Annotated in this window: 20 protein-coding genes; 6 read left to right on the plus strand and 14 right to left on the minus strand. The window is 75.5% G+C overall.

Features of this window, described 5'->3' with window-relative positions; translation table 11 throughout:
- Positions 1–10: 10 nt before the first annotated feature.
- From ABZS80_RS15330 to ABZS80_RS15385, 12 genes are all read right to left on the minus strand, one after another.
- Positions 11–1,759 (minus strand): ABC transporter ATP-binding protein, encoded by a 1,749-nt coding sequence (locus ABZS80_RS15330; protein ID WP_355056267.1) that lies wholly within the window; start codon positions 1,757–1,759, stop codon positions 11–13.
- The gene (locus ABZS80_RS15335) at positions 1,756–3,462 is read right to left on the minus strand and encodes an ABC transporter ATP-binding protein (RefSeq protein ID WP_355056268.1); all 1,707 of its coding nucleotides are present in this window, start codon (positions 3,460–3,462) and stop codon (positions 1,756–1,758) included. Before ABZS80_RS15335 ends, ABZS80_RS15330 begins: the two co-directional genes overlap by 4 nt.
- 72 nt (positions 3,463–3,534) lie before the next feature.
- On the minus strand, positions 3,535–3,789 hold the full coding sequence (locus tag ABZS80_RS15340) for a hypothetical protein (protein ID WP_091262671.1): 255 nt from the start codon (positions 3,787–3,789) through the stop codon (positions 3,535–3,537).
- 19 nt (positions 3,790–3,808) lie between these two features.
- Positions 3,809–4,855, minus strand: coding sequence for a tRNA (adenosine(37)-N6)-threonylcarbamoyltransferase complex transferase subunit TsaD (gene tsaD, locus ABZS80_RS15345; RefSeq protein WP_151464625.1), 1,047 nt, complete (start codon positions 4,853–4,855; stop codon positions 3,809–3,811).
- 5 nt (positions 4,856–4,860) lie between these two features.
- Positions 4,861–5,313 (minus strand): ribosomal protein S18-alanine N-acetyltransferase, encoded by a 453-nt coding sequence (gene rimI / locus ABZS80_RS15350; protein WP_355056269.1) that lies wholly within the window; start codon positions 5,311–5,313, stop codon positions 4,861–4,863.
- Positions 5,310–5,987 carry a tRNA (adenosine(37)-N6)-threonylcarbamoyltransferase complex dimerization subunit type 1 TsaB gene (gene tsaB, locus ABZS80_RS15355; protein WP_151464626.1) on the minus strand — a complete coding sequence of 226 codons (678 nt, stop codon included), beginning with the start codon at positions 5,985–5,987 and terminating at the stop codon, positions 5,310–5,312. Before tsaB ends, rimI begins: the two co-directional genes overlap by 4 nt.
- Positions 5,988–6,144: 157 nt before the next feature.
- The gene (ung, locus tag ABZS80_RS15360; RefSeq protein ID WP_355056270.1) at positions 6,145–6,846 is read right to left on the minus strand and encodes a uracil-DNA glycosylase; all 702 of its coding nucleotides are present in this window, start codon (positions 6,844–6,846) and stop codon (positions 6,145–6,147) included.
- A 62-nt stretch (positions 6,847–6,908) separates the two neighbouring features.
- Positions 6,909–7,391 carry a tRNA (adenosine(37)-N6)-threonylcarbamoyltransferase complex ATPase subunit type 1 TsaE gene (gene tsaE / locus ABZS80_RS15365; RefSeq protein WP_151464628.1) on the minus strand — a complete coding sequence of 161 codons (483 nt, stop codon included), beginning with the start codon at positions 7,389–7,391 and terminating at the stop codon, positions 6,909–6,911.
- A 114-nt stretch (positions 7,392–7,505) separates the two neighbouring features.
- The gene (locus ABZS80_RS15370) at positions 7,506–8,597 is read right to left on the minus strand and encodes an alpha/beta hydrolase (RefSeq protein ID WP_355056271.1); all 1,092 of its coding nucleotides are present in this window, start codon (positions 8,595–8,597) and stop codon (positions 7,506–7,508) included.
- 55 nt (positions 8,598–8,652) lie between these two features.
- Positions 8,653–9,771: an alanine racemase gene (gene alr / locus ABZS80_RS15375; RefSeq protein ID WP_151464630.1), complete on the minus strand. Its 1,119-nt coding sequence runs from the start codon at positions 9,769–9,771 to the stop codon at positions 8,653–8,655.
- 73 nt (positions 9,772–9,844) lie between these two features.
- Positions 9,845–11,314, minus strand: coding sequence for an NAD(P)H-hydrate dehydratase (locus tag ABZS80_RS15380; protein ID WP_355056272.1), 1,470 nt, complete (start codon positions 11,312–11,314; stop codon positions 9,845–9,847).
- Positions 11,315–11,387: 73 nt separating this feature from the next.
- On the minus strand, positions 11,388–11,756 hold the full coding sequence (locus tag ABZS80_RS15385; RefSeq protein WP_355056273.1) for a holo-ACP synthase: 369 nt from the start codon (positions 11,754–11,756) through the stop codon (positions 11,388–11,390).
- 164 nt (positions 11,757–11,920) lie between these two features.
- Here ABZS80_RS15385 and ABZS80_RS15390 point away from each other — a divergent pair, with 164 nt between their 5' ends.
- Positions 11,921–12,217 carry a hypothetical protein gene (locus tag ABZS80_RS15390; protein WP_355056274.1) on the plus strand — a complete coding sequence of 99 codons (297 nt, stop codon included), beginning with the start codon at positions 11,921–11,923 and terminating at the stop codon, positions 12,215–12,217.
- The gene (locus ABZS80_RS15395; RefSeq protein ID WP_355056275.1) at positions 12,214–13,911 is read left to right on the plus strand and encodes an alpha/beta hydrolase; all 1,698 of its coding nucleotides are present in this window, start codon (positions 12,214–12,216) and stop codon (positions 13,909–13,911) included. Before ABZS80_RS15390 ends, ABZS80_RS15395 begins: the two co-directional genes overlap by 4 nt.
- A 65-nt stretch (positions 13,912–13,976) precedes the next feature.
- Here the strand turns inward: ABZS80_RS15395 and glmS are convergent, their stop codons facing one another.
- A complete protein-coding gene (glmS, locus tag ABZS80_RS15400) occupies positions 13,977–15,890 on the minus strand; it encodes a glutamine--fructose-6-phosphate transaminase (isomerizing) (RefSeq protein WP_355056276.1) in 1,914 nt (637 codons plus the stop codon).
- Between the two features lie 775 nt (positions 15,891–16,665).
- Here glmS and ABZS80_RS15405 point away from each other — a divergent pair.
- The 3 genes from ABZS80_RS15405 (at position 16,666) to ABZS80_RS15415 (ending at position 19,512) form a co-directional block, all read left to right on the plus strand.
- The gene (locus ABZS80_RS15405; RefSeq protein ID WP_355056277.1) at positions 16,666–17,157 is read left to right on the plus strand and encodes an MmpS family transport accessory protein; all 492 of its coding nucleotides are present in this window, start codon (positions 16,666–16,668) and stop codon (positions 17,155–17,157) included.
- A gap of 61 nt (positions 17,158–17,218) precedes the next feature.
- Positions 17,219–18,406 (plus strand): pyridoxal phosphate-dependent aminotransferase, encoded by a 1,188-nt coding sequence (locus ABZS80_RS15410; protein ID WP_355056278.1) that lies wholly within the window; start codon positions 17,219–17,221, stop codon positions 18,404–18,406.
- A complete protein-coding gene (locus ABZS80_RS15415) occupies positions 18,403–19,512 on the plus strand; it encodes a beta-eliminating lyase-related protein (protein ID WP_355056279.1) in 1,110 nt (369 codons plus the stop codon). The genes ABZS80_RS15410 and ABZS80_RS15415 overlap by 4 nt, the downstream gene beginning before the upstream one ends.
- Before the next feature lie 9 nt (positions 19,513–19,521).
- Here ABZS80_RS15415 and ABZS80_RS15420 read toward each other — a convergent pair whose 3' ends face one another.
- The gene (locus ABZS80_RS15420) at positions 19,522–20,127 is read right to left on the minus strand and encodes a PadR family transcriptional regulator (RefSeq protein ID WP_355056280.1); all 606 of its coding nucleotides are present in this window, start codon (positions 20,125–20,127) and stop codon (positions 19,522–19,524) included.
- Between the two features lie 98 nt (positions 20,128–20,225).
- On the opposite strand from ABZS80_RS15420, the gene ABZS80_RS15425 reads away from it, so the two are divergent.
- On the plus strand, positions 20,226–23,054 hold the full coding sequence (locus tag ABZS80_RS15425) for an FtsX-like permease family protein (protein WP_355056281.1): 2,829 nt from the start codon (positions 20,226–20,228) through the stop codon (positions 23,052–23,054).
- The last annotated feature ends 2 nt before the right edge of the window (positions 23,055–23,056 follow it).

A 23,056-nucleotide genomic window follows, 5' to 3' on the forward strand; every position in this document is an offset into this window, starting at 1 on the left:
TCCTTGCACCTCACCCGTGCCAGGAGCGCCACAGGGCGGCGTAGGAGCCGCCGGCGGCGACCAGTGCGTCGTGCGAGCCCAGCTCGGTGATCCGGCCGTCCTCGACCACCGCCACCCGGTCCGCGTCGTGGGCGGAAAAGAGCCGGTGCGCGATGGCGATGACGGTCCGGCCCTGGAGCACCGCGGCCAGCGAGCGTTCCAGTGCCCGGGCCGCCCGCGGGTCGATCAGCGAGGTGGCCTCGTCCAGCACCAGCGTGTGCGGGTCGGCGAGCACCAGCCGGGCCAGCGCGACCTGCTGCGCCTGGGCGGGCGAGAGCGGGTGCCCGCCCGCACCGACCCGGGTGTCCAGCCCGTCCGGCAGCGCCTCCGCCCAGTCCCGCGCGTCGACCGCGGCCAGCGCCGCGCGCACCTCGTCGGGGCCGGCGTCCGGGCGGACCATCGCCACGTTGTCGGCGAGGGTGCCGATGAAGACGTGGTGCTCCTGGCTGACCAGCGCGACGTGGGTGCGCAGCTCCGCCAGGGGCAGCCCGGACAGCGGCCGGCCGTCCACGGTCACCGTGCCGGCGCGCGGCTCGTGCACCCCGGCCAGCAGCCGGCCCAGCGTGGACTTGCCCGCGCCGGACGGACCGACCATGGCCAGCTTCTCCCCCGGCCGCGGCACCAGGGTCACCCCGTGCAGCACGTCGTGGCCGGCGCGGTACGCGTACCGGACGTCGTGGGCAGCGAGCCGCCCGTCGTCGGTGACCGGCCGCCGGTCGGGCGCCGGGGCGGGGGCCTCCGCCGGCTCGCCGGCCACGCCGAGCAGCCGGGCGAGCGAGGCGCCGCCGACCTGGAACTCGTCCAGCCAGGAGAGCAGCCGGTCGACCGGGTCCACCAGCTGCTGGGCGTAGAGGGTGGCCGCGGTGACCTGACCGAGGCTGGCCCAGCCCTCCAGGTAGAACCAGCCGCCGAGCAGCAGGGTGCTGGCCACCGGCAGCAGGTAGCCGATCTCGGCGATCGGGAAGAAGACCGTCCGCAGGTTCAGCGTGTAGTACTCGGCCGCGTACGACCGGCGGATGTCGCCGTCGGTGCGGGCCCGGCGGCGGGCCTGCTGGCGCAGCGCCTCGGTGGTCCGCGCGCCCTCGACCGTCTCGCTGATCCCGTCGGTGATGTCGGAGTAGGCCGCGTTCTCCCTCAGGTAGCCGGCCGGCGCCCGGCGCAGGTACCAGCGGGTGCCGGCCACCAGCAGCGGCACCGCGAGCACGCAGGGCAGCACGAGCAGCGGGCCGGTCAGCACCAGCGCGCCGAGGATCAGCAGCACGGTGACCGCCGAGATCAGCGTCTCCGGCGCGGCGAACCGGACCGTCCGGGACAGCGCGGCGACGTCCCGCGAGGTGCGGGTGAGCAGGTCGCCGGTGCCGGCCCGCTCCACCGTGGACAGCGGCAGGGCCAGCAGCCGGTCGACGAACTCCTCCCGCAGCTCGGCGAGGACCCGCTCACCGAGCCGGGCCGAGGCCAGGTGGGCGAAGCGGACCAGCACCGACTGGGCGACCACGAATCCGGCGATGGCCAGGGCGATCCGGTCGACGGTCACCGCGCTCACCCCGCGCGAGATCCCCTCGACCAGGTCGCCGAGGAGCCGGGGCGCGACCAGGCCGGCGGCCGCGGCGAGCGCGTGCAGGCCGAGCGCGGCGGCCAGGCCGCGTGGATGCCGCCGGAACAGCTCCCGCGCGTACCGGCGGACCTGCTGCGCGTTCGCGACGGGCAGGGCGTTGCTCACCGGTCCTCCTCCCGGCTCACCGTGGCCCGGTACCGGGGCTCGGCGGCCAGCAGCTCGTCGTGGCGGCCCTCGGCGACCACCTTGCCGTCCTCCACGAAGACCACGTGCTCGGCGCGGCCGAGCACCAGCGGGCTGGTCGTGCAGACCAGCGTCGTCCGCCCGCGCCGGGCGGCGGCCAGCCGGTCGGCGATCCGCGCCTCGGTGTGCGCGTCCACCGCGCTGGTCGGCTCGACGAGGATCAGCGTCTCCGGGTCCGCGACCAGCGCACGGGCCAGCCGCAGCCGCTGCCGCTGGCCGCCGGAGAACTCCCGGCCGCGCTCGGCGACCGGGCTGTCCAGGCCGCCGGGCAGCGCCTCGACGATGTCCGTGGCGCTGGCCGCCACCAGCGCCGCCTCGACCGCGTGGCGATCCGCCCGGTCGTGCGGGTCCAGCTCCGTGCGGAGGGCGCCGCTGAACAGCTGCGCGTCGTTGTCGGCCACCAGGATCCGCTCGCGCACCGCCGCCAGCGCCACGTCCCGCAGCGGTACGCCGTGCAGCGTCACGTCCCCGTCGGCGTACCGGCCCAGCCGGTCGGCGATCTCGGCGGCGTCCTCGGGCGCGGTGGCGGCCAGCGCGGTGAGCCGGCCCGGCCGCAGCACCAGCCCGGAACGCACGTCGACCAGCTCGCCCGGCCCCTCGGGCACCGGCACCGGGCGGGCCGGCTCGGTGAACTCCGGGGCGAGGCGGAGCAGCCGCACCACCCGGCGGGCCGCCACGTGCCCCCGGGTCACCTTGTCGGCCGCCTCGGTGAGGTTGCGCAGCGGGCTGACCAGGAACGCCGTGTAGCCGTAGAACGACACCAACTGGCCGGCGCTGATCTCGCCGCGCAGCGCGAACCGGGCCCCGAGCCAGGTCACCAGCACCACGAAGACGCCGGGCAGCAGGATCTGCGCGGCCTGGATGAGCGACTCCACCCGGGCCACCCGCAGGCCGTCCGCCCGCAGCGCCTGGGACTGCTCCCGGTAACGGGCGCCCAGCACCGGCTCACCGCCCACCCCGCGCAGCACCCGCAGCCCCGAGACGATGTCCCCGGCCCGGGCGGTCAGCTCACCGGTCGACTCCCGGTACGCCGCCTGCTGCCGGTGCAGCGGCCGGATGAGCAGCGCCACCAGCGCCATGAGCAGCGGCACCCCGAGCACCACCACGAGGCCGAGCGGCACGGAGGCGGTGAGCAGGATCACCGACACGGTCGCGATGGCGACCACCGCGCCGGTGCCCCGGGCGGTGATGTCGACCGCGCTGCCGATGTGCTCGATGTCGGCCGTACCGATGCTCACCACCTCGCCCGCGGCCACCCGGCGGGGCAGTGCCGCGCCGAGCCGGTTGGTGGCGTCCACGGTGACCTGCACGGTCCGGTAGGCGGCGCCGAGCCAGTTGTGCACGGCGCAGCGGTGCCGCAGGATGCCGGCCGTCGCCTGGACGACGCCCAGCCCCAGCAGGACGAGACCCCAGCGGAGCAGGGCGTCCGGGTCGCGGTGGGTGAGGCCCGCGTCGATGGCCCGGCCGACGGCGGCCGGCATCAGCGCCTGGGCCAGCATCCAGGTGACACCGAGGGCGATGCCGGAACCGAAGAGCAGGGGATGCCGACCGGCGAGCCAGACCAGGTAACGGGTGGCGGACCGGGCGTCGGGGGTGCCGGGATCGCCGGCCGGTGAGAAACGCATGACCACCCGACGCTAGGTGCCGGGCCGGGGTGGACGCCAACCAGTTTCCCGCCGGTCAGGCGGCCCGCCGGGTCAGCGATCGACCTGCGTGAAGTCCCAGCTGTGCGGCGGCCGGGCGACCAGCCGCATCGGTGGCTCGGGCAGCTCCCGCGGGTTGCTCCGCCACTTCGAGATGACCACCACGCGGTGGTCGGTGGAGGAGAACACCTCGCTCGACAGGTGCAGCGGTTCGTGCTCGAACTCGGGCAGCGCGGTCTCGCACACCCAGGTGATCAGGTCGGCGAACCCGTACGGCTCGGCCTTCGCCTCCCACATCCGGACGATCACGTCGGTCCCCTCCCCCGCCTCAGACACTGACCACGGTCAGCGGCATGGCGGAGTCGGCGGGCAGGTCCAGCCGGCTCGGGGCGACGCCCGCGGCCACCAGGTGCGAGCCGAGCGCGGCCACCATGGCGCCGTTGTCGGTGCAGAGCTTCGGCCGGGGCGTACGCACCCGGACGCCGTGCTTCGCCGCCCGCTGCTCGGCCATCGCCCGCAGCCGTGAGTTGGCGGCCACCCCGCCGCCGATCACCAGCGTGTCGATGCCGCTGCTGCGGCAGGCGTCCAGCGCCTTGCCGACCAGCACGTCACAGACCGCCTCCTGGAAGGACGCGGCCACGTCGGCCACCGGCACCGGCTCGCCGGCCCGCTGCCGCGCCTCCACCCAGCGGGCCACCGCCGTCTTCAGCCCGGAGAAGGAGAAGTCGAAGCGGTGCCCGGCCAGGTCCTTCGGCGCGGTCAGCCCGCGCGGGAAGGCGATCGCCGCCGGGTCACCGGCCCGCGCCTCCCGGTCGATGAACGGTCCGCCCGGGAAGGGCAGCCCGAGCAGCCGGGCCACCTTGTCGAACGCCTCACCGGCCGCGTCGTCGATCGTCGCGCCCAGCGGGGTGACCTCCCGGGCCAGGTCGTCGACGCGCAGCAGCGAGGAGTGCCCGCCGGAGACCAGCAGGGCGATCGCCGGCTCGGGCAGCGGGCCGTGCTCCAGGGTGTCCACGGCCACGTGCGCGGCGAGGTGGTTCACCCCGTACACCGGCTTCTCGGCGGCCACCGCGTACCCCTTGGCGGCGGCGACCCCGACGAGCAGCGCGCCGGCCAGGCCCGGCCCGGAGGTGACGGCGATCGCGTCGATGTCGGCGATCGTCACCCCGGCCTCGCGCAGCGCCCGGTCCATGGTCGGCACGATGGCCTCCAGGTGGGCGCGGCTGGCCACCTCGGGCACCACCCCGCCGAACCGGGCGTGCTCCTCGACGCTGGAGGCGAGCGCGTCCGCGAGCAGGGTGTGCCCGCGCACGATGCCCACCCCGGTCTCGTCACACGAGGTCTCGATGCCGAGGATCAGTGGTTCGTCAGCCATGCGTTTCAGTCCTCGTTGCGCTGCATGACCAGCGCGTCGGTGTTGCTCAGTTGGTAGTAGCCGCGGCGCACGCCGATCGGCTCGAAGCCGTACATCGCGTAGAGCCGCTGGGCGGGGCCGTTGTCGGCGGCGACCTCCAGCAGCGTGCTGCGCACCCCGCGCCGGGCCGCCTCGGCGAGCAGCGCCTCCAGCAGCAGCCGGCCGATCCCGCGGCGCTGCGCGTCCCGGCGGACCGCGACGTTCTGCACCCACGCCTCGTCGGGCGGCGCCACCATGAGCCCGGCGTAGCCGAGCACCGTGCCGTCGTCGTCGGTGGCGACCAGGTAGTGGTGGCCGTTGGCCAGCTCGTTCCAGAACATCGCCGGGGACCACTGCTCCGCGCCGAACAGGTCCGCCTCCAGGGGCAGCACCTGGTCGATGTGCCACCAGCGGAACCGGCCCAGTCGCACCTGGCTCATTGAAGGACCGGCTTGTGGCCGGTGGCCGCGACCGCGTCCGGGCGGCGCAGGTAGAGCGGCGTGAGCGGCTCGCCGGGGGCACCCGCGCGGATCCGCTCGGCGGCAAGGCCGGCCAGCGCCAGGGCGTCCGGGTAGCGCGGCTCCTCCCGCACCGGCAGGCCGAGGACGTCCGCGTACCGGTGCGCGCCGTCACCGACCGCCACCGTGACGGCCAGGCCCCGGGCCCGCTCGGCGGCGACCACGGGCAGGTCCACGTTCGGCCCGGCGATGCGCTGGCCGGCGCCGTCGTAGACCGCCCAGTAGACCTCCCGGCGGCGGGCGTCGCTGGCCGCCAGCACCGGCTCTCCGGCGGCCGCCGGGTGGCCGATCCCGTCCAGCGAGCAGACCCCGTACGTGGGGATGCCGAGCACCTGGCCCATCGTGGCCGCCGTGACCAGGCCGACCCGCAGCCCGGTGAACGGCCCGGGACCGAGCCCGGCGACGATCGCGGCGAGGTCGGCGGGGCGCGCGTCGACGTCGGCCAGCACCGCGTCGACCTGCGGGGCGAGCAGCTCGCCGTGCGCCCGGGCGTCGACCGTGCACCGCTGCGCGCGGGCCGCGACGCCGTCCGCCGAGACCTCGACCAGCGCCGCGGTCACCGCGGGCGTCGACGAGTCCACCACGAGTACGAGCACGGTATGCCAGCCTAGTCGCCGCCCCGGTTACCGGCGGTGACGCCCCTCCCGCCGCCGCTCGCCGCCGGACAGACCGGTGAGGGTTGACCGAGGGTGAGGTGTCGCGGCTCAGCCCGGAACGCGATGCGGCGTCGGCCGGTGGGCACGGCGTCAAGGGTCAGCCGGCGGTGCGTTCCCAGTCGACGGTGGGCAGGCCGGCGTCGGCGAGCGCCTTGTTGGCCGCGCTGAACGGGCGGCTCCCCAGGAAGCCGCGCGGGTTCATCGGGCTCGGGTGGCCGGCCTCCAGCACCACGTGGTGCGGGTTGGTGACCAGGGCGGCCTTCTTGCGCGCGTAGCTGCCCCAGAGCAGGAAGACCACCCGCTGGTCGAGCGCGTCGAGGGCCCGGATGGTGGCGTCGGTGAACTCCTCCCAGCCCTTGTTGGCGTGCGAGCCCGGGGTGGCCTGCCGGACGGTGAGCACCGCGTTGAGCAGCAGCACCCCCTGCGCCGCCCAGCCGCTCAGGTTGCCGCCGGCCGGCTTCGGCACGCCCAGGTCCTCGCCCAGCTCCTTGAAGACGTTGCGCAGCGACGGCGGCACCGCCACCCCCTCGCGCACGCTGAAGCTCAGCCCGTGCGCCTGCCCCGCCTTGTGGTAGGGGTCCTGCCCGAGGATCAGCACCCGGGTCTCCGCCGGCCCGCACAGCCGGTAGGCGGAGAACAGGTCCTCGACCGGCGGGAAGACGGTGCCCGTCGCGTATTCACCGGCCACGAACTCGGTCAGCGCCGCGGTGCGCGCCGGATCGAGGTGCGGGGCGAGCGCCGCCCGCCAGGCGTCCGGAAGGAGCGCCAGCAGGTCGAGGGTGGGAGCGTCGTCGGGCATCGGCAACCTTTCACCGCATCGGATCGGTCCACGGCACTGTAGGCAGCGGGTACGACAAGGGGTCAGTCGAGGGCGGCCAGGCGCCCCGCCCAGTCGCCGCCGACCGGCTCCAGGCTGACCACCCGGGTGTCGTCGTCCCGCCGGTCGATGCGCACCCGCAGGTGGGCGTCGACCAGCTGCTCGACCATCCCCTCGCCCCACTCGACCACGGTGACCGCCTCGTCCACCGACGCGTCCAGGTCCAGGTCGTCGATCTCGGCGCGCGGGTCGGCCGACTCCCCCAGCCGGTACGCGTCGGCGTGCACCAGACTCACCCGGCCGCCCCGGGCCGGATCCGGGCGGTGCACCCGGGCGATCACGAAGGTCGGCGAGGTGATGTCGCCGCGCACCCCGAGACCGGCGCCGATGCCCTGGGCCAGCGCCGTCTTGCCGGCGCCCAGCGGGCCACTGAGCAGCAGCAGGTCACCGGCGCGCAACACCCCGGCCAGCCGGCGGCCGAACTCGTGGGTGTCGTCGACCGTCTTCAGCTCCAGCACCAGACTCACCGCGCCACCTCGGCTCGCGACTGCGGGGCTCGCAGGACCGGCTCACTCCTCGCGCTCACAGCGCCACCTTCGTTCGCGACTGCGGGGCTCGCAGGACCGGCTCACTCCTCGCGCTCACAGTGACTCCAGGAACCTCTCCAGCGCCGCGTTGACCTCGTCGGCGTGCTCCAGCATCACCACGTGCCCGCTGTCGTGGATCTTCACGAACTCGGCGTGCGGCAGCCGCCGCACGATCTCCTCGGAGTGGGTCACCGGCGTGATCATGTCCTTGTCCCCCACGATCACCAGCACGGGTGTGCCGGCCAGCGCGGCCAGCGCCGGGAACCGGGAGTGGGTGGCCAGGGTGCGCAGGTAACGGGTGACCGTGTCGGCCGAGGTGCGGGAGTTCATCGTCTCGACGTAGGACACCAGGGCCGGGCTGGGCTTCGGGGTGCCGAAGCCGTACCTGCGGGTGAGCAGCCAGGCCACGTTGGAGGTCGACTTGCGGGCCTTGTCGATGACCGTGCCGCCGTACCGGGTGGCGTTGCTCATCATGTAGATCACCGGCGCCCCGACCCGGCCGAGCAGCGCGGGCGCCACCAGCTTGGTCTCCGCGAGCAGCCCACCCGAGGTGGCCATCAGGACCGTGCCGACCACCCGGTCGCCGAACAGCTCCGGGTGCAGCTCGGCCAAGGCCATGATCGTCATGCCGCCCATCGAGTGGCCGACCAGCACCAGCGGCCCCTCGGGGGCCACCTCGTCGATCACCCGGCGCAGGGTGTGGCCCAGCGCGGCCAGGTCGTAGTCGCCGCCCTCCAGCTTCCCGGAGTGGCCGTGCCCGGGCTGGTCGTAGGCGACGATCCGGTAGTCGCCGCGCGCGGCGAGCAGCTTGCGCTGGAAGTGGAACGTGCCCATGTCCAGGCAGAAGCCGTGCACCAGCACCACGGTCGGATGCCCGGCGACCGGGCGGGTCGGCTCGACCACCTCCACGTGGATGTCGGTGCCGTCCGGCATCTCCAGCGTGTACGCCGCGTCGTGGCGCTGGTCGCCGAAGACCTCGTCGGCGTAGGGATCCCTGGGGTCGGACTTGAGGCGGCGGATTAGAACCCGCTCGCTCACCACCCCGGCGGCCAGCCCGGCGGCGGCCACACCGAGCGCCGCGCCGACCACTCCGGCCACCCGGCCGGCAGCGGTCCGCGGCCGGGGAACCCGGAACCGCTGACTCACTGTGCAACCTCAGTTCGCGACTGCGGGGCTCGCAACCCCGGCTCACTCCTCGCGCTCACGGGCGCTCGCCGTCGTAGACGCGCGGCACCCGGACACCGCCGAACCGGGTCACGATCTCGTAGTTGATGGTGCCGACCGCCTCGGCCCAGTCGTCGGCGGTGGGCTCGCCGTCCGCGCCGCTGCCGAAGAGGGTGGCCACGTCCCCGGCGGCCACCTCGTCCTCGCCGCAGTCGACAACGAACTGGTCCATGCAGACCCGCCCCGAGATGGTCCGCCGCTTGCCGCCGAGCTGCACCGGGCCGGTGTTGGAGGCGTGCCGGGGCACCCCGTCGGCGTAGCCGAGCGGGACGACGGCCAGGTTCGCCTCCTGCTCGGTCCGGTAGGTGTGGCCGTACGAGACGCCGGTGCCGGCCGGGACCCGCTTGGTCAACATCACCCGGGCCCGGGCGGTCATCGCGGGGCGCAGGCCGAACTGCTCGCCCTCGATCGGGGAGAGGCCGTAGACGGCCAGGCCGGGGCGGACCAGGTCGAAATGGGTGTCCGGGCGGGTCAGCGTGGCCGCCGAGTTGGCCAGGTGCCGGTAGCGGGGACGCAGGCCGGCCCGCTCCACCATCTCCAGCCCCTCGTGGAACACCGCCAACTGCCGGTCCGTGGTGGGGTGGCCGGGCGAGTCCGCGTAGACGAAGTGGCTCCACACGCCGACCACCTCGACCAGGCCGTCGGCCTGGGCCTTCGCGGCGGCCTCCAGCAGCGCCGGCCAGTCGGCGACGGTGGCCCCGCCGCGGGACAGCCCGGTGTCGATCTTGAGGTGCAGCCGGGCCGTGCGGTCCGCCCGCCGGCCCGCCTCGATCATCTCGTCGAGCTGGGTGAGGCTGGCACAGCCCAGGTCGACGCCGACCGCGACCCCGTCGTGCAGCGGCAGCCCCGGGTCGAGCAGCCAGGCCAGCACGGGCGCCGTGACCCCCTCCTGCCGCAGCAGGAGCGCCTCGTCGAGCGTGCAGACGCCGAGCCAGTCCGCCCCGGCGTCGAGCGCCGCGTTGGCCGCCGGCACCATGCCATGGCCGTAGCCGTCGGCCTTGACCACCGCCATCAGCTCGGCGCTGGTGCCCGACTTGAGCCGGGCCACGTTCTCCCGGATCGCGTCCAGGTCGACGCGCACCTCCGACTGCCACATGTCCTCAGCCTACTTCCGCCCGTGATCACCGTGGCCGCGAGCCGCGCGACCGGCCTGTCGGCCGCCGTCGCGGTCAGGGCAGGCGGGCCAGCACCGGGCGGAGCGCGGTCGCCACGTCGGGCGCGGTCACCGGGCCGCCGCGCGCCGCCTCCCGGCCGGCCAGCCCGTGCAGGTACGCCGCCGCGGCGGCCGCCCGCTCGGGGGCCAGCCCGGCGGCGAGCAGCGAGCCGAGCAGCCCGGCCAGCACGTCGCCGGTGCCCCCGGTGGCGAGCACCGGGCTGCCGGTCGGGTTGACGTAGGCCCGGCCGTCGGGGGTGCCGATGATCGTGCGGTCACCCTTGAGCAGCACCACTGCGTTCATCCACGCGGCCAGCCGCAGGGCCGCCCCGACCCGGTCCGCTCCCGGGGTCTCGCCGCACAGCCGGGCGTACTCCCGGTCGTGCGGGGTCACCACGATCGGCGCGTCGCGCCCGCGCAGCCGGTCGGCCAGCTTGCCGTCGACCAGCAGGGTGAGCGCGTCGGCGTCGAGCACCACCGGCACCGGCGCGGCGAGCACCGCGCGCAGTTCGGCGGCGGACTCCTCTCCGGTGCCGAGCCCCGAGCCGCAGACCCAGGCCTGCACCCGGCCGGCGGCGGCGACCCGGTCGGTGGCGATCACCGACGGGTGCTGGTGCAGCACCTCCGCGCGGGCGCCGCCCGCGTAGCGGACCATGCCGGTGGGGCCGGACAGCGCGCCGCTCACCGAGAGCACCGCGGCGCCGGGATAGGTGGCCGAGCCGGTCGCCACCCCGACCACGCCGCGGCTGTACTTCTCCGAGGACGGGCCGAGCCCGGGCCACCAGTCGACCACGTCGGACCACTCGGTGACGCGCAGCGCCGGGGTGCCGCGCAGCCACGGCGCCAGCCCGATGTCGACCAGCTCGACGTGCCCGGCGAGCGGCGCGGCCGGGCCGACCACCAGGGCCGGCTTGAGCGCGCCGAAGGTGACCGTCACGTCGGCGTGGACCGCGCAGGGCCGGCCGGAGGCGGTGAGCGGGACATGTCCGGTGTCCACCGCGACGCCGCTCGGCACGTCCACGGCGACCACCGTGGCCCGCGTGCCGTCCCGCCCCATCCGCTCGGCCAGGCTCGCGGCGAGCTGGTCGGCGGTCTCCCGGAGCCCGCCGGTGCCGCCGATCCCGACGATCCCGTCGAGCACCAGGTCCACCACGGCCGGTGGCCGGTCGACGACGCGCCCGCCGGCGGCCCGCAGCGCGGCCAGCCCCTCGCCGTGCGTCCGACCCGGGGTGAGCAGCAAGGCGGCGACCGCGGCGCCCCGCTGGGCCAGGTGCGCGCCCGCGTAGAGGGCGTCGCCGCCGTTGTCGCCGGAGCCGACCAGCAGCAGCACCCGGGCGCCGTAGACACCGCCCCGCTCGGCGAGCAGCAGCGCGCAGCGGCGGGCCAGCCCGGCGGCGGCCCGCTGCATCAGCGCCCCGGGCGGCAGGGTGGCCATGAGGCCCGCCTCCGCCGCGCGTACGTCCGCGACCCGCCACACCGGTCTCATGCCACCCCGTCCCGTCCGTTCGTCCCGTTCGTCCCGTTCGTCCCGGACCGGCCGACCGACCCGCCGGGTCGGCTCACTGTTCCGCGACCACCATGGCCGACGCGATCCCGCCGTCGTGCGACAACGACAGGTGCCAGCGGTTGATCCCGCGCTCGGCCGCCGCGGCGGCCACCGTGCCGGACACGGTCAGCCAGGGGCGGCCGTCCGGGTCGGAGGCGACCTCGCAGTCGTGCCAGTTGAGCCCGGCCGGCGCGCCGAGCGCCTTGGCCACCGCCTCCTTGGCCGCGAACCGGGCGGCCAACGACTCCGGCGAGCGCGGGGCGCCGGAGCCGGTGTGACGCTCGCCCTCGGTGAAGAGCCGGTCGGTGAGCGACGGCGTGCGCGCCAGGGACCGGGCGAACCGGTCCACCAGCACGACGTCGATGCCGACAGCCACGATCACGGACCTCACCCTACCGGCGCTGCGGGCCGCGGATCGGCCGTGGACGGCCCCTGTGGAAAACCCGGGATACGTCCCACCGCCCGTTGTCCACAGGGCCGGCGTGGCTGGTTCGCGGAGCCGTAGCGTCCCCGCTGTCCGTCCGCCGGGTCGCAGGGAGGTCACTCATGGGCGAGGAGCCGTTCAGCGTCGAGCCGGAGCTGTTGCGCGGGGTGGCCCGGGAGCTGACCGACGACGCCTACCGGCTGGCCCACGGGCCGGTCACCGAGCCGGGTCTGGTGGTGCCGGCCGACGGCTGGCGGGCCGGGGTGGCGCTGGCCGAGGTGGAGGCGGCGGTGCAGCGCTGGTGCGGGTCGCTCGCCGCCCGGGTGGCGGCCACCGCCGAGGCGGTCCGGGCGGCCGCCGAGGGCTACGAGGCGGTGGACGAGCGCGCCGCCCGCCGTTTCGCCGGGCTCCCCCGGTGAGCACGGCCGCCGGCTTCCGTCCGTCCGGGCGAGCGCATCCACCGGAGCGGCTCGGCGAGTGGGCGGCCGACGTCCCACCGATCGGGTACGCGCAGCTCTGGCGGGCCGACCCGGGCTCCTGGGCCGCCGCCGGGGCGGCCTGGCGGGGGCTGACCGGCCCGATCCGGAGCCGGGCCGACGGGCTCGACACCCGGATCGGCGCACTGCGGCCGGGCTGGTCGGGCGCGGCCTCGGCCATCGCGCAGGGGCGGATCGGCGAGCTGCGCACGATGCTCACCGACGTGCTGCCCGCGCTCGTCGAGGTCGACCAGGTGCTCGCCGAGTTCGCCGCAACGGTGGGCGTGGCCAAGGCCCGGCTCGGTGCCGCCGTGGCGCACGCCGGCGCCGGTGATCTGCTCGTGGACCGGGCCGGGGCGGTGCGGCCGGATCCCGCCCGCCCCCGCCCGGCATGGGTGGTGGGCCCGGCGGTGGCGCAGGTGAGCACCGAGGTCCGGGGCGCGCTGGCGCTGGCCGGGGCGGCCGACCGGGAGGCGGCGGGCCGGCTGGCGGAGCTGACGACGGCGGCCGTGACCGGCTGGGTGAGCGCCCCGCCGGCCTGGCGACCGCCACCCGGTGCCGGGCCGGCCGAGGTGAGCCGGTGGTGGGCCGGCCTCACCCCGGCCGAGCGCCGGTGGCTGGTCAGCCGCGAGCCGGACCGGGTCGGCCGCCTCGACGGGCTGCCCGTGGCGGCCCGGGACCAGGCCAACCGGCTGCTGCTGACCCGGCGGCGGGCCGAGCTGCTGGGGCGGCGCGCCGGGCTGCTGGGGCGGCGCGCCGGGCTGCTGCTCCCGTTTCCGGCCGGGCCGCTCGAACTGGCCCGGCTGGCCCGGCTGGCCGCGGTGGAGGCGGCGTTGCGCGGCCTCGACGGGCTCGGCGAGCGGCTGGCCGCACCCGGCGCGCCGCGGGCGTACCTCCTGGGGTTGGACCCGGCCGGGGACGGTCGGGCCGTCGTGGCGCTCGGCAACCCGGACCGGGCCGGCGCGGTGCTGACCTACGTGCCGGGGATGACCGCGGACCTCGCCGACTCCCCGGGCGAGCTGGGCCGGGCCGCCCGGGTGCTGGACCGGTGCGCGGCGATCGACCCGGGCACGGAGGCGGCGGCCGTGCTCTGGCTGGACTACGACGCGCCGGATTTCCTGCCCGAGGCGGCGCGCGGGCGGCAGGCCGAGGACGCCGGGCCGGCACTGCACCGATTCCAGGAGGGGCTGCGCGCCTCGCACGAGGGGCCGCCCGCCCGGCAGACCGTGCTGGGGCACAGCTACGGCTCGGTGGTGGTCGGCACCGCGGCCCGCGACCACGGGCTGAGCGCGGACGCCCTGGTCTTCGTGGGCTCTCCCGGAGTGGGCGTCGACCGCGCGGCCGAGCTGCGGATGCCGCCCGGCCAGGTCTGGGCCGCCACCGCGCCGGACGACGTGATCCGGCTGGCCCGGCCGCCCGACGAGCTGGCCCGCCGGGCGGTGCTGGCCGGCACGCCGCTCGGCCCGGCGGCCGCGCTGCTCGATCCGCACGGCGACCGGCTCTGGTTCGGCGAAGACCCGGGCTCTCCCGGCTTCGGTGGCCGGCGCTTCCCGAGCGGGCCGCACGGGCACGCGGGCTACTGGGATCCCGGCAACCCGGCGCTGGACGGGATGGCCCGGATCGTGCTGGGCCGATGACCGCCCGGGGGCCGGAAACGGCGCGGCCCCTCCGCCGTGGGACGGAGGGGCCGCGACCGGGTCGACTACTCGACGGTGACCGACTTGGCCAGGTTCCGGGGCTGGTCGACGTCGTGGCCACGGGCGGCGGCGATCTCGGCGGCGAGCACCTGGAGCGGCACCGTGGTCACCAGCGGGGCCAGCAGCGTCGGCGTGCGCGGCACGTAGATCAGGTGGTCGGCGTAGCGGACCACCGCCTCGTCGCCCTCCTCCGCGATCACGATGGTGCGGGCACCCCGGGCGCGCACCTCCTGGATGTTGGAGACGACCTTGTCGTGCAGCATGCCGCGGCCGACCGGCGACGGCACGATGCAGATCACCGGCGTGCCCTTGTCGATCAGCGAGATCGGGCCGTGCTTCAGCTCGCCGGCGGCGAAGCCCTCGGCGTGCATGTACGCAAGCTCCTTGAGCTTCAGTGCGCCCTCGAGGGCCACCGGGTAGCCCACGTGCCGGCCGATGAACAGCACGGTCGGCTCGGACTTCAGCTCGCGGCCCAGCTCGCGGACCGGCTCGATCCGGTCGAGCAGCTCGCGCAGCTTGCCCGGCATCTCCTGGAGCTGGGCCACCACGGCGCCGACCTCGTCGGCGAACTTGATCCCGCGCACCTGGGCCAGGTGCAGCCCGATCAGGTAACACGCGACGACCTGGGTGAGGAACGCCTTGGTGGACGCGACCGCGATCTCCGGGCCGCCGTGCGTGTAGAGCACCGCGTCGGACTCGCGCGGGATGGTGGAGCCGTTGGTGTTGCAGATGGCCAGCACGCGGGCCTTCTGGTCCTTGGCGTGGCGCAGCGCCATGAGGGTGTCCATGGTCTCGCCGGACTGCGAGATCACCACGATCAGGGTGGACCGGTCCAGCACCGGGTCGCGGTAGCGGAACTCGCTGGCCAGCTCCACCTCGCAGGGGATGCGGGTCCAGTGCTCGATGGCGTACTTGGCGACCAGGCCGGCGTGGTAGGAGGTGCCGCAGGCCACGATGAAGATCTTGTCGACGTCGCGCAGGTCCTGCTCGCTGAGGCGGACCTCGTCGAGCGCGATCTCGCCGCTCTCGGTGAGCCGGCCGAGCAGCGTGTCGGCGATGGCCTGCGGCTGCTCCTCGATCTCCTTGAGCATGAACCAGTCGTAGCCACCCTTCTCGGCGGCCGACGAGTCCCAGTCGATGTGGAAGTCCTTGCCGGTCGCGGGCTGGCCGGCGAAGTCGGTGATCTCGATGCTCTCCGGGGTGATCAGGACGATCTGGTCCTGCCCCAGCTCGACCGCGTCGCGGGTGTGCTCGATGAACGCGGCCACGTCGCTGGCCAGGTAGTTCTCGCCCTCGCCGCGGCCGACCACCAGGGGCGAGTTGCGCCGCGCGCCCACCACCGCGCCGGGGATGCCGGCGTCGACGGCGAGCAGCGTGAAGGCGCCCTCCAGCCGCTGGCAGACCAGCCGCATGGCGGAGGCGAGCAGCTGCGGGCTGTCAACCTCGCCGGCCGAGCGCAGGTCGGCCAGCGAACGGGCGAGCAGGTGCGCGGCGCACTCGGTGTCGGTGTCGCTGGTGAACTCGACGCCGTCGGCCTCCAGCTCGGCGCGGAGCTTCGCGAAGTTCTCGATGATGCCGTTGTGGATCACGGCGACCCGGCTGTCCGGGGAGAGGTGCGGGTGGGCGTTGCGGTCGGTCGGGCCGCCGTGGGTGGCCCAGCGGGTGTGGCCGATGCTGGTCGTGCCGTCGCCGATGCCGATCGGGCTGGCGGCGCAGGACTCGGGGTCGGAGGCGGCGCGCTCGGCGAGAACCTTCTCCAGGTTCGCCAGCTTGCCGGCCTTCTTCTCGATCAGCAGCTCGTCGTCGCAGACGACGGCGACGCCCGCCGAGTCGTAGCCGCGGTACTCCAGCCGCCGCAGTCCGTCCAGCACGATGCCGAGCGCCGGGCGCGCACCGGCGTAACCCACGATTCCACACATGGTCCGCAGCCTAACCCAGTTTCGCTCACCACGTGTGCTCGGAAGTCGGGTAAACGATCACTGAATTTGAGCGAACCGGTGAGCGGATGGCGAGGATCGGACAAACCTCGCATGCGGTGCCGCCGTCCGGGGGCTCAGTCCCCCATCGATGACGGACGGCCTCCGCGCACGAGGACGCACCATCTGGTCGCCGGGCCGTACATTGAGGGCCCCCGGTCGGGGCGACGCCTCCGACCCGCCGTCCCCGCGGTCGTCCGCGCCGTCCCCTGCGAGCTGAACGATGTCCGAGACGACCCCCACCCCCGACCCGGGGACCAGCGGCGGCCCGAGCGACCCGACCGCTCCGGGACCCACCACCTGGACCCCGCCGGACCCGCTCGCCGCCCCGCAGCCCTGGGCGCCACCCGCCCCGTGGGCCCCGCCCGGATCCGCCCCGCAACCTGCCACGCCGGACGCGTGGTCCCCGCCGCCCGGGTCGGCCGCGCCTCACGGGACACCGGACGCATGGTCCCCGCCGCCGGGATCGGCCGCACCCCACGGGACACCGGACGCGTGGTCCCCGCCGCCCGGGTCCGCCGCGCCGGGTGCCGCGCCCGCCGCGCCCTGGCCCGGCGGCGCTCCCGGTCCGGGATGGCCCTCGCCCGGCGCCCCGGGGGCCGTGCCCGCGCCGCCCTGGCCCGGCGCCGGCCCCGGCCCGGGATGGCCCCCGTCCGGCTACCCGCCGCCGTACGCGTATCCCGCGCCGGCGCCACGCCGGTCAGCGGGCGGGTGGGTCGTGGCCGTCGTGGTGACCGTGGTCATCGCCCTGGTGCTCGCCGTGTGCGGGTGCGTCGGCTTCGGCGTGCTCGGCAGCTTCGTCGACGACTCGGCCACCTCCGGTCAGCCCTACGACCCGGGGTTCGACGACCCGGGATTCGGCGAGCCGGACGGCGGCCTCGCCGGGGAACCCACGGACCCGGCGCCGCCGGTCCCCGCCACCACCCCCTCCGGCGGGCGCGGCCGGTTCACCGTGCGGTACGAGGTCACCGGCACGGGAGCGGCGAACGTCCAGTTCTACGACGCCAACGGCGACTTCCTGAACGTTGACGGGGTGCAGCCACCATGGCGACTGGCGTTCACCGCCAACGACCGGCAACGGGTGCAGATCGTCGCCCTCGCCGAGGACCAACGGAACGACGGCGTGACCTGCCGGATCACCATCGACGGGAAGGTCGTCTCCCAGGATTCGAGCGCGACGGGAGGGATAGCGACCTGCTTCGGCTGGTGACGCCCGCGCCCGCGGCGGCGGCGGTCTTGCAGCGTCGGCGGCGGGCCGTAGGCTGGCCGGCGTGACGACGACCGATCCGCTGGTGGCCCGGATGCGGCCGTTCGGCACCACGATCTTCGCCGAGATGTCCGCGCTGGCCGTGCGCACCGGCGCGGTCAACCTCGGGCAGGGTTTCCCCGACACCGACGGCCCCCCGGAGATGCTCGCCGCGGCCGCCGAGGCGCTGCGCTCCGGCCACAACCAGTACCCGCCGGGGCCGGGCATCCCGGCGCTGCGCGCGGCCGTCGCGGCCCACCAGCGCCGCTTCTGGGGCCTGGAGTACGACCCGGACGGCGAGATCGTGGTGACGGCCGGCGCCACCGAGGCGATCGCGGCGAGCATCCTCGCCCTGTGCGAGCCGGGCGACGAGGTGGTCTGCTTCGAGCCCTACTACGACTCGTACGCGGCCTCGATCGCCCTGGCCGGTGCGGTCCGCCGCCCGGTGACGCTGCGTCCCGGCGCCGACGGCCGGTACGCGTTCGACCCGGCGGAGCTGCGCGCCGCGTTCGGGTCGCGTACCCGGCTGGTGCTGCTGAACACCCCGCACAACCCGACCGGCAAGGTGTTCACCGCCGACGAGCTGGCCCTGGTCGCCGAGCTGTGCCAGGAGCACGGCGCGTACGCGGTCACCGACGAGGTCTACGAGCACCTGGTCTTCACCGACGCCGCCGCCCCCCACCTGCCGCTGGCGACGCTCCCCGGCATGCGTGAGCGGACGCTGCGCATCTCCTCGGCCGGCAAGACGTTCTCCTGCACCGGCTGGAAGGTCGGCTGGGTGAGCGGCCCGGCGCCGCTGGTCGCCGCCGTGCTCCGGGTGAAGCAGTTCCTCACCTTCGTCAACGCCGGGCCGCTGCAACCGGCCGTGGCGGTCGCGCTCGGCCTGCCGGACGCGTACTTCGCCGACTTCCGGGACGGGATGCAGCGGCGGCGGGACCAACTCGTCGCCGGGCTCACCGATGCGGGGTTCGGGGTGCTCGCGCCGGAGGGGACCTACTTCGTCACCGCCGACGTCACCCCGCTCGGCGGGCGGGACGGGGTGGAGTTCTGCCGCTCGTTGCCGGAACGCTGCGGTGTGGTGGCGGTGCCGACGCAGGTCTTCTACGACGACGCGGAGGCGGGCCGGCGGCTGGTCCGGTTCGCGTTCTGCAAGCGGCCCGAGGTGCTCACCGAGGCGGTCACCCGGCTGCGCCGGTTCAAGGAGGACGCATGACCGACGCGTACGCCGAGCGGATGCGCCGGCTCGCCGCCCAGCGCGACTGCGACACGGTGCTCTCCGGCGTCCGGCCGGCCTCGGTGCGGGAGCAGCTCGTGGCGCTCGGGGCGGCCGTCCCCGAGGACCTGCTGCCCGACTTCTACGGCGAGGGCGGGGCCGTGGAGCAGCTCGAACGGCGGGTCGCCGAGCTGCTCGGCGTGGAGGCGGCGGCGTTCTTCCCCACCGGCACCATGGCCCAGCAGGTCGCGATGCGCTACGGCGCCGAGCTGACCGGCCGGGACGCGGTCGGGCTGCACCCGCTCAGCCACCCGCTGGTGCACGAGCGCGACGCGTACGCGGTGCTCGGTGGGCTGCGGGCGGTGCGGACCACGGCGGCGCCGCGCAACCCGACGGCCGAGGAGGTGGCCGCGCTCGACGAGCCGGTCGGCACGCTCTTCCTGGAGCTGCCGCTCCGGGACGCCGGTTTCGTGCTGCCGACCTGGGACGAGCTGGTGGCGGTGGTCGGCGCGGCCCGGCAGCGGGGTGCCCGCGTGCACCTGGACGGGGCCCGGCTCTGGGAGTCCACCGTCCACCTCGGGCATGCGGCGACCGAGGTCGCGGCTCTGGCCGACAGCACGTACGTCTCGTTCTACAAGTCGCTGGGCGGCCACTCCGGCGCGGCGCTGGCCGGCGACGCCGAGCTGGTCCGGTTTGCCCGCGCCTGGCGGCACCGTTACGGCGGCACCCTGTTCCAGCAGTGGCCGGCGGCCCTCGCCGCGCTCGCCGGGCTGGAGGGGGAGCTGCCGCGGCTGGCCGGCTACGTGGCGCACGCGAAGGTGGTGGCCGAGGCGCTGGCCACCCTGCCGGGCGCCCGGGTCCACCCGGCCCCGCCGCACACCCACCAGTTCCGCCTCTGGCTGCCATACCCGGCCGAGGCGCTGGACGCCGCCAACCTCGCGCTCGCCGAGGAGGAGAAGGCGTGGTTCGCGGGCGGCTGGCGGGACACCGAGGTGCCCGGTCTGGCGGTGACCGAGGTGACCGTGGCCGGCCCGGCGCTGGAGCTGGACGCCGACCGGATCGTCCACCTGGCCGACCGGTTCCTGCGCCGGGTGGCGTACCCCTAACCCCGAGGGTCAGCCGGCGGACCGTGCCGGGCCGGCTTCCGCCGCCGGCGTCGCCGGGCCCGGCCGGTCGGTCGCCAGCGCCCGGAGCGCGGCGCCCCCGTCGGCGAGCAGCGCCGACTCGGCGTCGTCGACGAAGGCGAGGTCCGCCTCGACGTGCCGGGCGGCGGCGGCGAGCAGCAGCCGGACCACCGGGTCCTCGGAACGGCGGCGCAACGTGTCGAGGTTGCGCAGCTCCCGCAGCAGGTGGGCGCGTTGGTTGGCGAGCACGGTCCGGACGACGGCGGCCTCGCCGGACCGGGCCGCGGCGGTGACCTTCAGGAAGAAGTCGTCCCGGAAGCCGCCGCTGCGCGGGCTGGGTTCGGCGAGCCAGCGGTCCAGCTCGGTCCGGCCGGCCGGGGTGATCTCGTAGACCACCCGGTCTGGCTTCACCGGCTGGGCGTGCCGCTCGGCGACCACCAGGCCGTCCCGGGACAGACGGTCGAGGATCTGGTAGAGGTGCCCGATGTTGAGCGGGCCCCACTGTGGGCCGACCGCCGCCTCGAAGGCGCCCTTGAGCTCGTAGCCGTAGCTGGGACCGCGGGCGAGCAGGGCCAGGACCGCGTGCTGGATCGCCACCGTCTCCTCCGATCCGGTTCCGGACAGGCACCCCGAAGGGGCCTTGCATTGTCACAATGTATCGCGCACAGTGTGAGTCAGCACACGGGGAGGCGCGAATGTTCCACCTCATCTGGGGGCAGCTTCGTGGCCGTGCGGGACGGTCGGTGGCGCTGCTGGTCGGCGTGCTGGTGGCGACCACCGGCTTCACCGTCCTGACCGGCGCCACCACGACCTCCCGACTGGACGTCACCGGCACCGTCGAACGGAACACCGGGGCGGCGTACCAGATCCTGGTCCGTCCGAAGGGGACGCGCACCCCGCTGGAGGTCGAGCGGCGGCTGGTCCGCCCCAACTACCTCTCCGGCCTCTTCGGTGGCATCACCACGGCCCAGTACGCGCAGGTCAAGGCGGTGGGCGGCGTCGACGTGGCCGCGCCCATCGCGATGCTGGGCCACTCCACCGCACCGGTGCCCATGTCGTTCGACGTCACCGACGCCGTCGACCGGAGCCTGGACCGGCAGGTGGTCCGCATCGACCCCACCTTCGTCGCCGAACGCGGCCTCTCCACCGCGCCGGCCAAGCCGCGCTACGTGTACGTGACGAAGCACCGCCTCATCTACCCCCGCTTCGACGGTGACCTGTCCGAGCGGGCGACGCCGTACACCGACGGCCGGTCGTACGCGTGGGACAGCGTGTGCGGGCCCGTCCCGCGAGAGGTGCTCCCGGGCGGAGCAAGCCGCCCGATCTGCGATCCGATGTTCGGCGGGCTGCAGGCCAGTCCGGCCACCCTCTCCGAGCGGGAGGTGTGGAGCCTGGACTCGGCGCGGCTGCTGCCGGACGGCCGGTTCGAAGCGGCCAACGGCCTGCTCACGCGGGACACCGCCCCCATCACCACCGACCGCCTGGTGCTCACCTACCAGCTGACCGTGCCGTTGCTGGTCGCCGCCATCGACCCGGTCGCCGAGAACCAGCTCGTGGGACTGGACGCCGCGGTGGTCAGTGGGCGGTCGGTCCGGGCCGACGACCCGGTGGCCGAGCGCCGTGGCGGCACCTTGCTCACCCGTACCGCACCGGCGCTCGTCACCAACCGTCTCTTCTTCGACAGCACGGTGCGCGCCCGGTTCACCCGGCTGCCCACGGCCCGGCCGGCCACCGTGCCGGCGATCGAACTCGAGCAGACCCTGGGCCGCGCCACCGGGATCCCGGCCGGCTCCGCCGAGGTCGACGCGGACACCGCCTACCGCGCCCAGCTCACGAAGGGGGTCGGCGCGGAGGCCTGCTGCCGCGGCCAGCTCCAGCGGATCATCCAGGCGGGGCCGGTGACGTACCGCGAGCTACCTGGCGGCACCCTGCGCGCCGACGCGGTGCCGCCCGCGGACCCCGAGGTGTACGGCAACCAGTTCACCTTCAACTTCCTGCCCCGGCCCTGGCTGGCCGAGGACACCGGCTTCCGGCCGGTCCGGGCCCTCGCCGGGAAGGAGGGTGGCGCGGCCACCCAGTACTACCAGTGGCAGGCCGTCGGGGTGTTCGACCCGGAGAAGCTGGCCGGCTTCAGCGACGTGGGCACGGTCCCGCTGGAGACGTACGAGGCGCCGCGCGCCGAGGGCGCGGACGAACGCAGCCGCACCGCGCTCCGCCGCCGGCCCCTGGAGCCGAGCGGCAATCCGGCCGGCTACCTCTCGGTGCCGCCGCTGGTGCTCACCAACCTCGCCAGCGTGCCGAAGCTGCTGGAGGGCGGCAACAGCCCGCAACGCAGCGCGCCGATCAGTGCGATCCGGGTGCGGGTCGCCGGCGTGGACGGATACAGCGAGCAGGCCGCGGAGCGGGTCCGGCTGATCGCCGAGCAGATCAACCGGGCGACCGGCCTGGACGTCGACATCACGCTTGGCTCGTCCGCCGCCCCGCAGACCGTGGAGCTGCCGGGCGGCGCGTTCGGCCGCCCCGACCTGCGGCTGACCGAGAACTGGTCGGCGCTGGGCGTCGCCTCGACCATCGTCCAGGCGGTGGACCGCAAGAGCGCCGTGCTGTTCCTGCTGGTGCTGGTGGTCTGTGTGCTCTTCCTCGGCAACGCCGTCTCCGCCGCCGTCCGGGACCGCCGCTCCGAACTGGCGGTGCTGGCCTGCCTCGGGTGGCCGGCCCGCCGGATCGGGGGACTCGTCCTCGGCGAGGTCGCCCTGCTCGGCCTCGCCGCCGGGTTGCTGTCGCTCGGGCTCGCCGTACCGCTCGGCGCCGCCCTCGGCATCGGCGTCGACTGGCGGCGGGCGTCGCTCGCCGTGCCGGTGGCGCTGCTGCTGGCGCTGGCCGCCGGCCTGGCGCCCGCGCTGCGGGCGGCCCGCGCCCACCCGGCCGCCGCGCTCCGCCCGCCCGTGGCCACCGCCCGGTGGGTACGCCGGCCGCGCACCCTGCCCGGCCTGGCCCTGGTGAACCTGGTCCGCACCCCCGGTCGCACCCTGCTCGGCGCGGGTGCGCTGGCCATCGGGGTGGCCGCTCTGACGCTGGTGGCCGCCGCCGCGTACGCCTTCCGCGGCGCCATCGTCGGCAGCCTGCTCGGCGACACCGTGTCGCTCGGCGTACGCGGCGCGGACACCCTGGCGGCCGTGGCCACGGTCCTGCTCGGGGCGGCGGCGGTCGCCGACGTCCTCTACCTGAACATCCGGGACCGCGCCGCCGAGCTGGCCACGTTGCGCGCCACCGGCTGGACCGACGCGGCGCTGGGCCGCCTGGTCGGCTACGAGGGCTTCGCGCTCGGCGCGCTCGGCGCGCTCACCGGCGCCGGCCTGGGGCTCGGCGGGGCGGCCTGGCTGGTCGGCGAGCTGCCGGCGGCGCTGGTGGCGGTGGCCGCCGCCGTGGCGCTGGCCGGGGTGCTGGTCACCTGCCTGGCGGCGCTCGTCCCGGCCACGCTGCTGCGCCGCCTTCCCACCGCACGACTGCTGGCAGAGGAGTGACC

Origin of the sequence: Micromonospora sp. NPDC005305, from assembly GCF_040607315.1 — a bacterium.
In the GTDB taxonomy this organism is placed as follows: Bacteria; Actinomycetota; Actinomycetes; order Mycobacteriales; family Micromonosporaceae; genus Micromonospora.

What these genes read in the sequence shown, in the direction of transcription:
- ABZS80_RS15335 (WP_355056268.1), bottom strand. Translation starts at nt 3,462, where the DNA reads ATGCGTTTCTCACCGGCCGGCGATCCCGGCACCCCCGACGCCCGGTCC.
- tsaD (WP_151464625.1), bottom strand. Translation starts at nt 4,855, where the DNA reads ATGGCTGACGAACCACTGATCCTCGGCATCGAGACCTCGTGTGACGAG.
- rimI (WP_355056269.1), bottom strand. Translation starts at nt 5,313, where the DNA reads ATGAGCCAGGTGCGACTGGGCCGGTTCCGCTGGTGGCACATCGACCAG.
- ung (WP_355056270.1), bottom strand. Translation starts at nt 6,846, where the DNA reads ATGCCCGACGACGCTCCCACCCTCGACCTGCTGGCGCTCCTTCCGGAC.
- alr (WP_151464630.1), bottom strand. Translation starts at nt 9,771, where the DNA reads ATGTGGCAGTCGGAGGTGCGCGTCGACCTGGACGCGATCCGGGAGAAC.
- ABZS80_RS15380 (WP_355056272.1), bottom strand. Translation starts at nt 11,314, where the DNA reads ATGAGACCGGTGTGGCGGGTCGCGGACGTACGCGCGGCGGAGGCGGGC.
- ABZS80_RS15390 (WP_355056274.1), top strand. Translation starts at nt 11,921, where the DNA reads ATGGGCGAGGAGCCGTTCAGCGTCGAGCCGGAGCTGTTGCGCGGGGTG.
- glmS (WP_355056276.1), bottom strand. Translation starts at nt 15,890, where the DNA reads ATGTGTGGAATCGTGGGTTACGCCGGTGCGCGCCCGGCGCTCGGCATC.
- ABZS80_RS15415 (WP_355056279.1), top strand. Translation starts at nt 18,403, where the DNA reads ATGACCGACGCGTACGCCGAGCGGATGCGCCGGCTCGCCGCCCAGCGC.
- ABZS80_RS15425 (WP_355056281.1), top strand. Translation starts at nt 20,226, where the DNA reads ATGTTCCACCTCATCTGGGGGCAGCTTCGTGGCCGTGCGGGACGGTCG.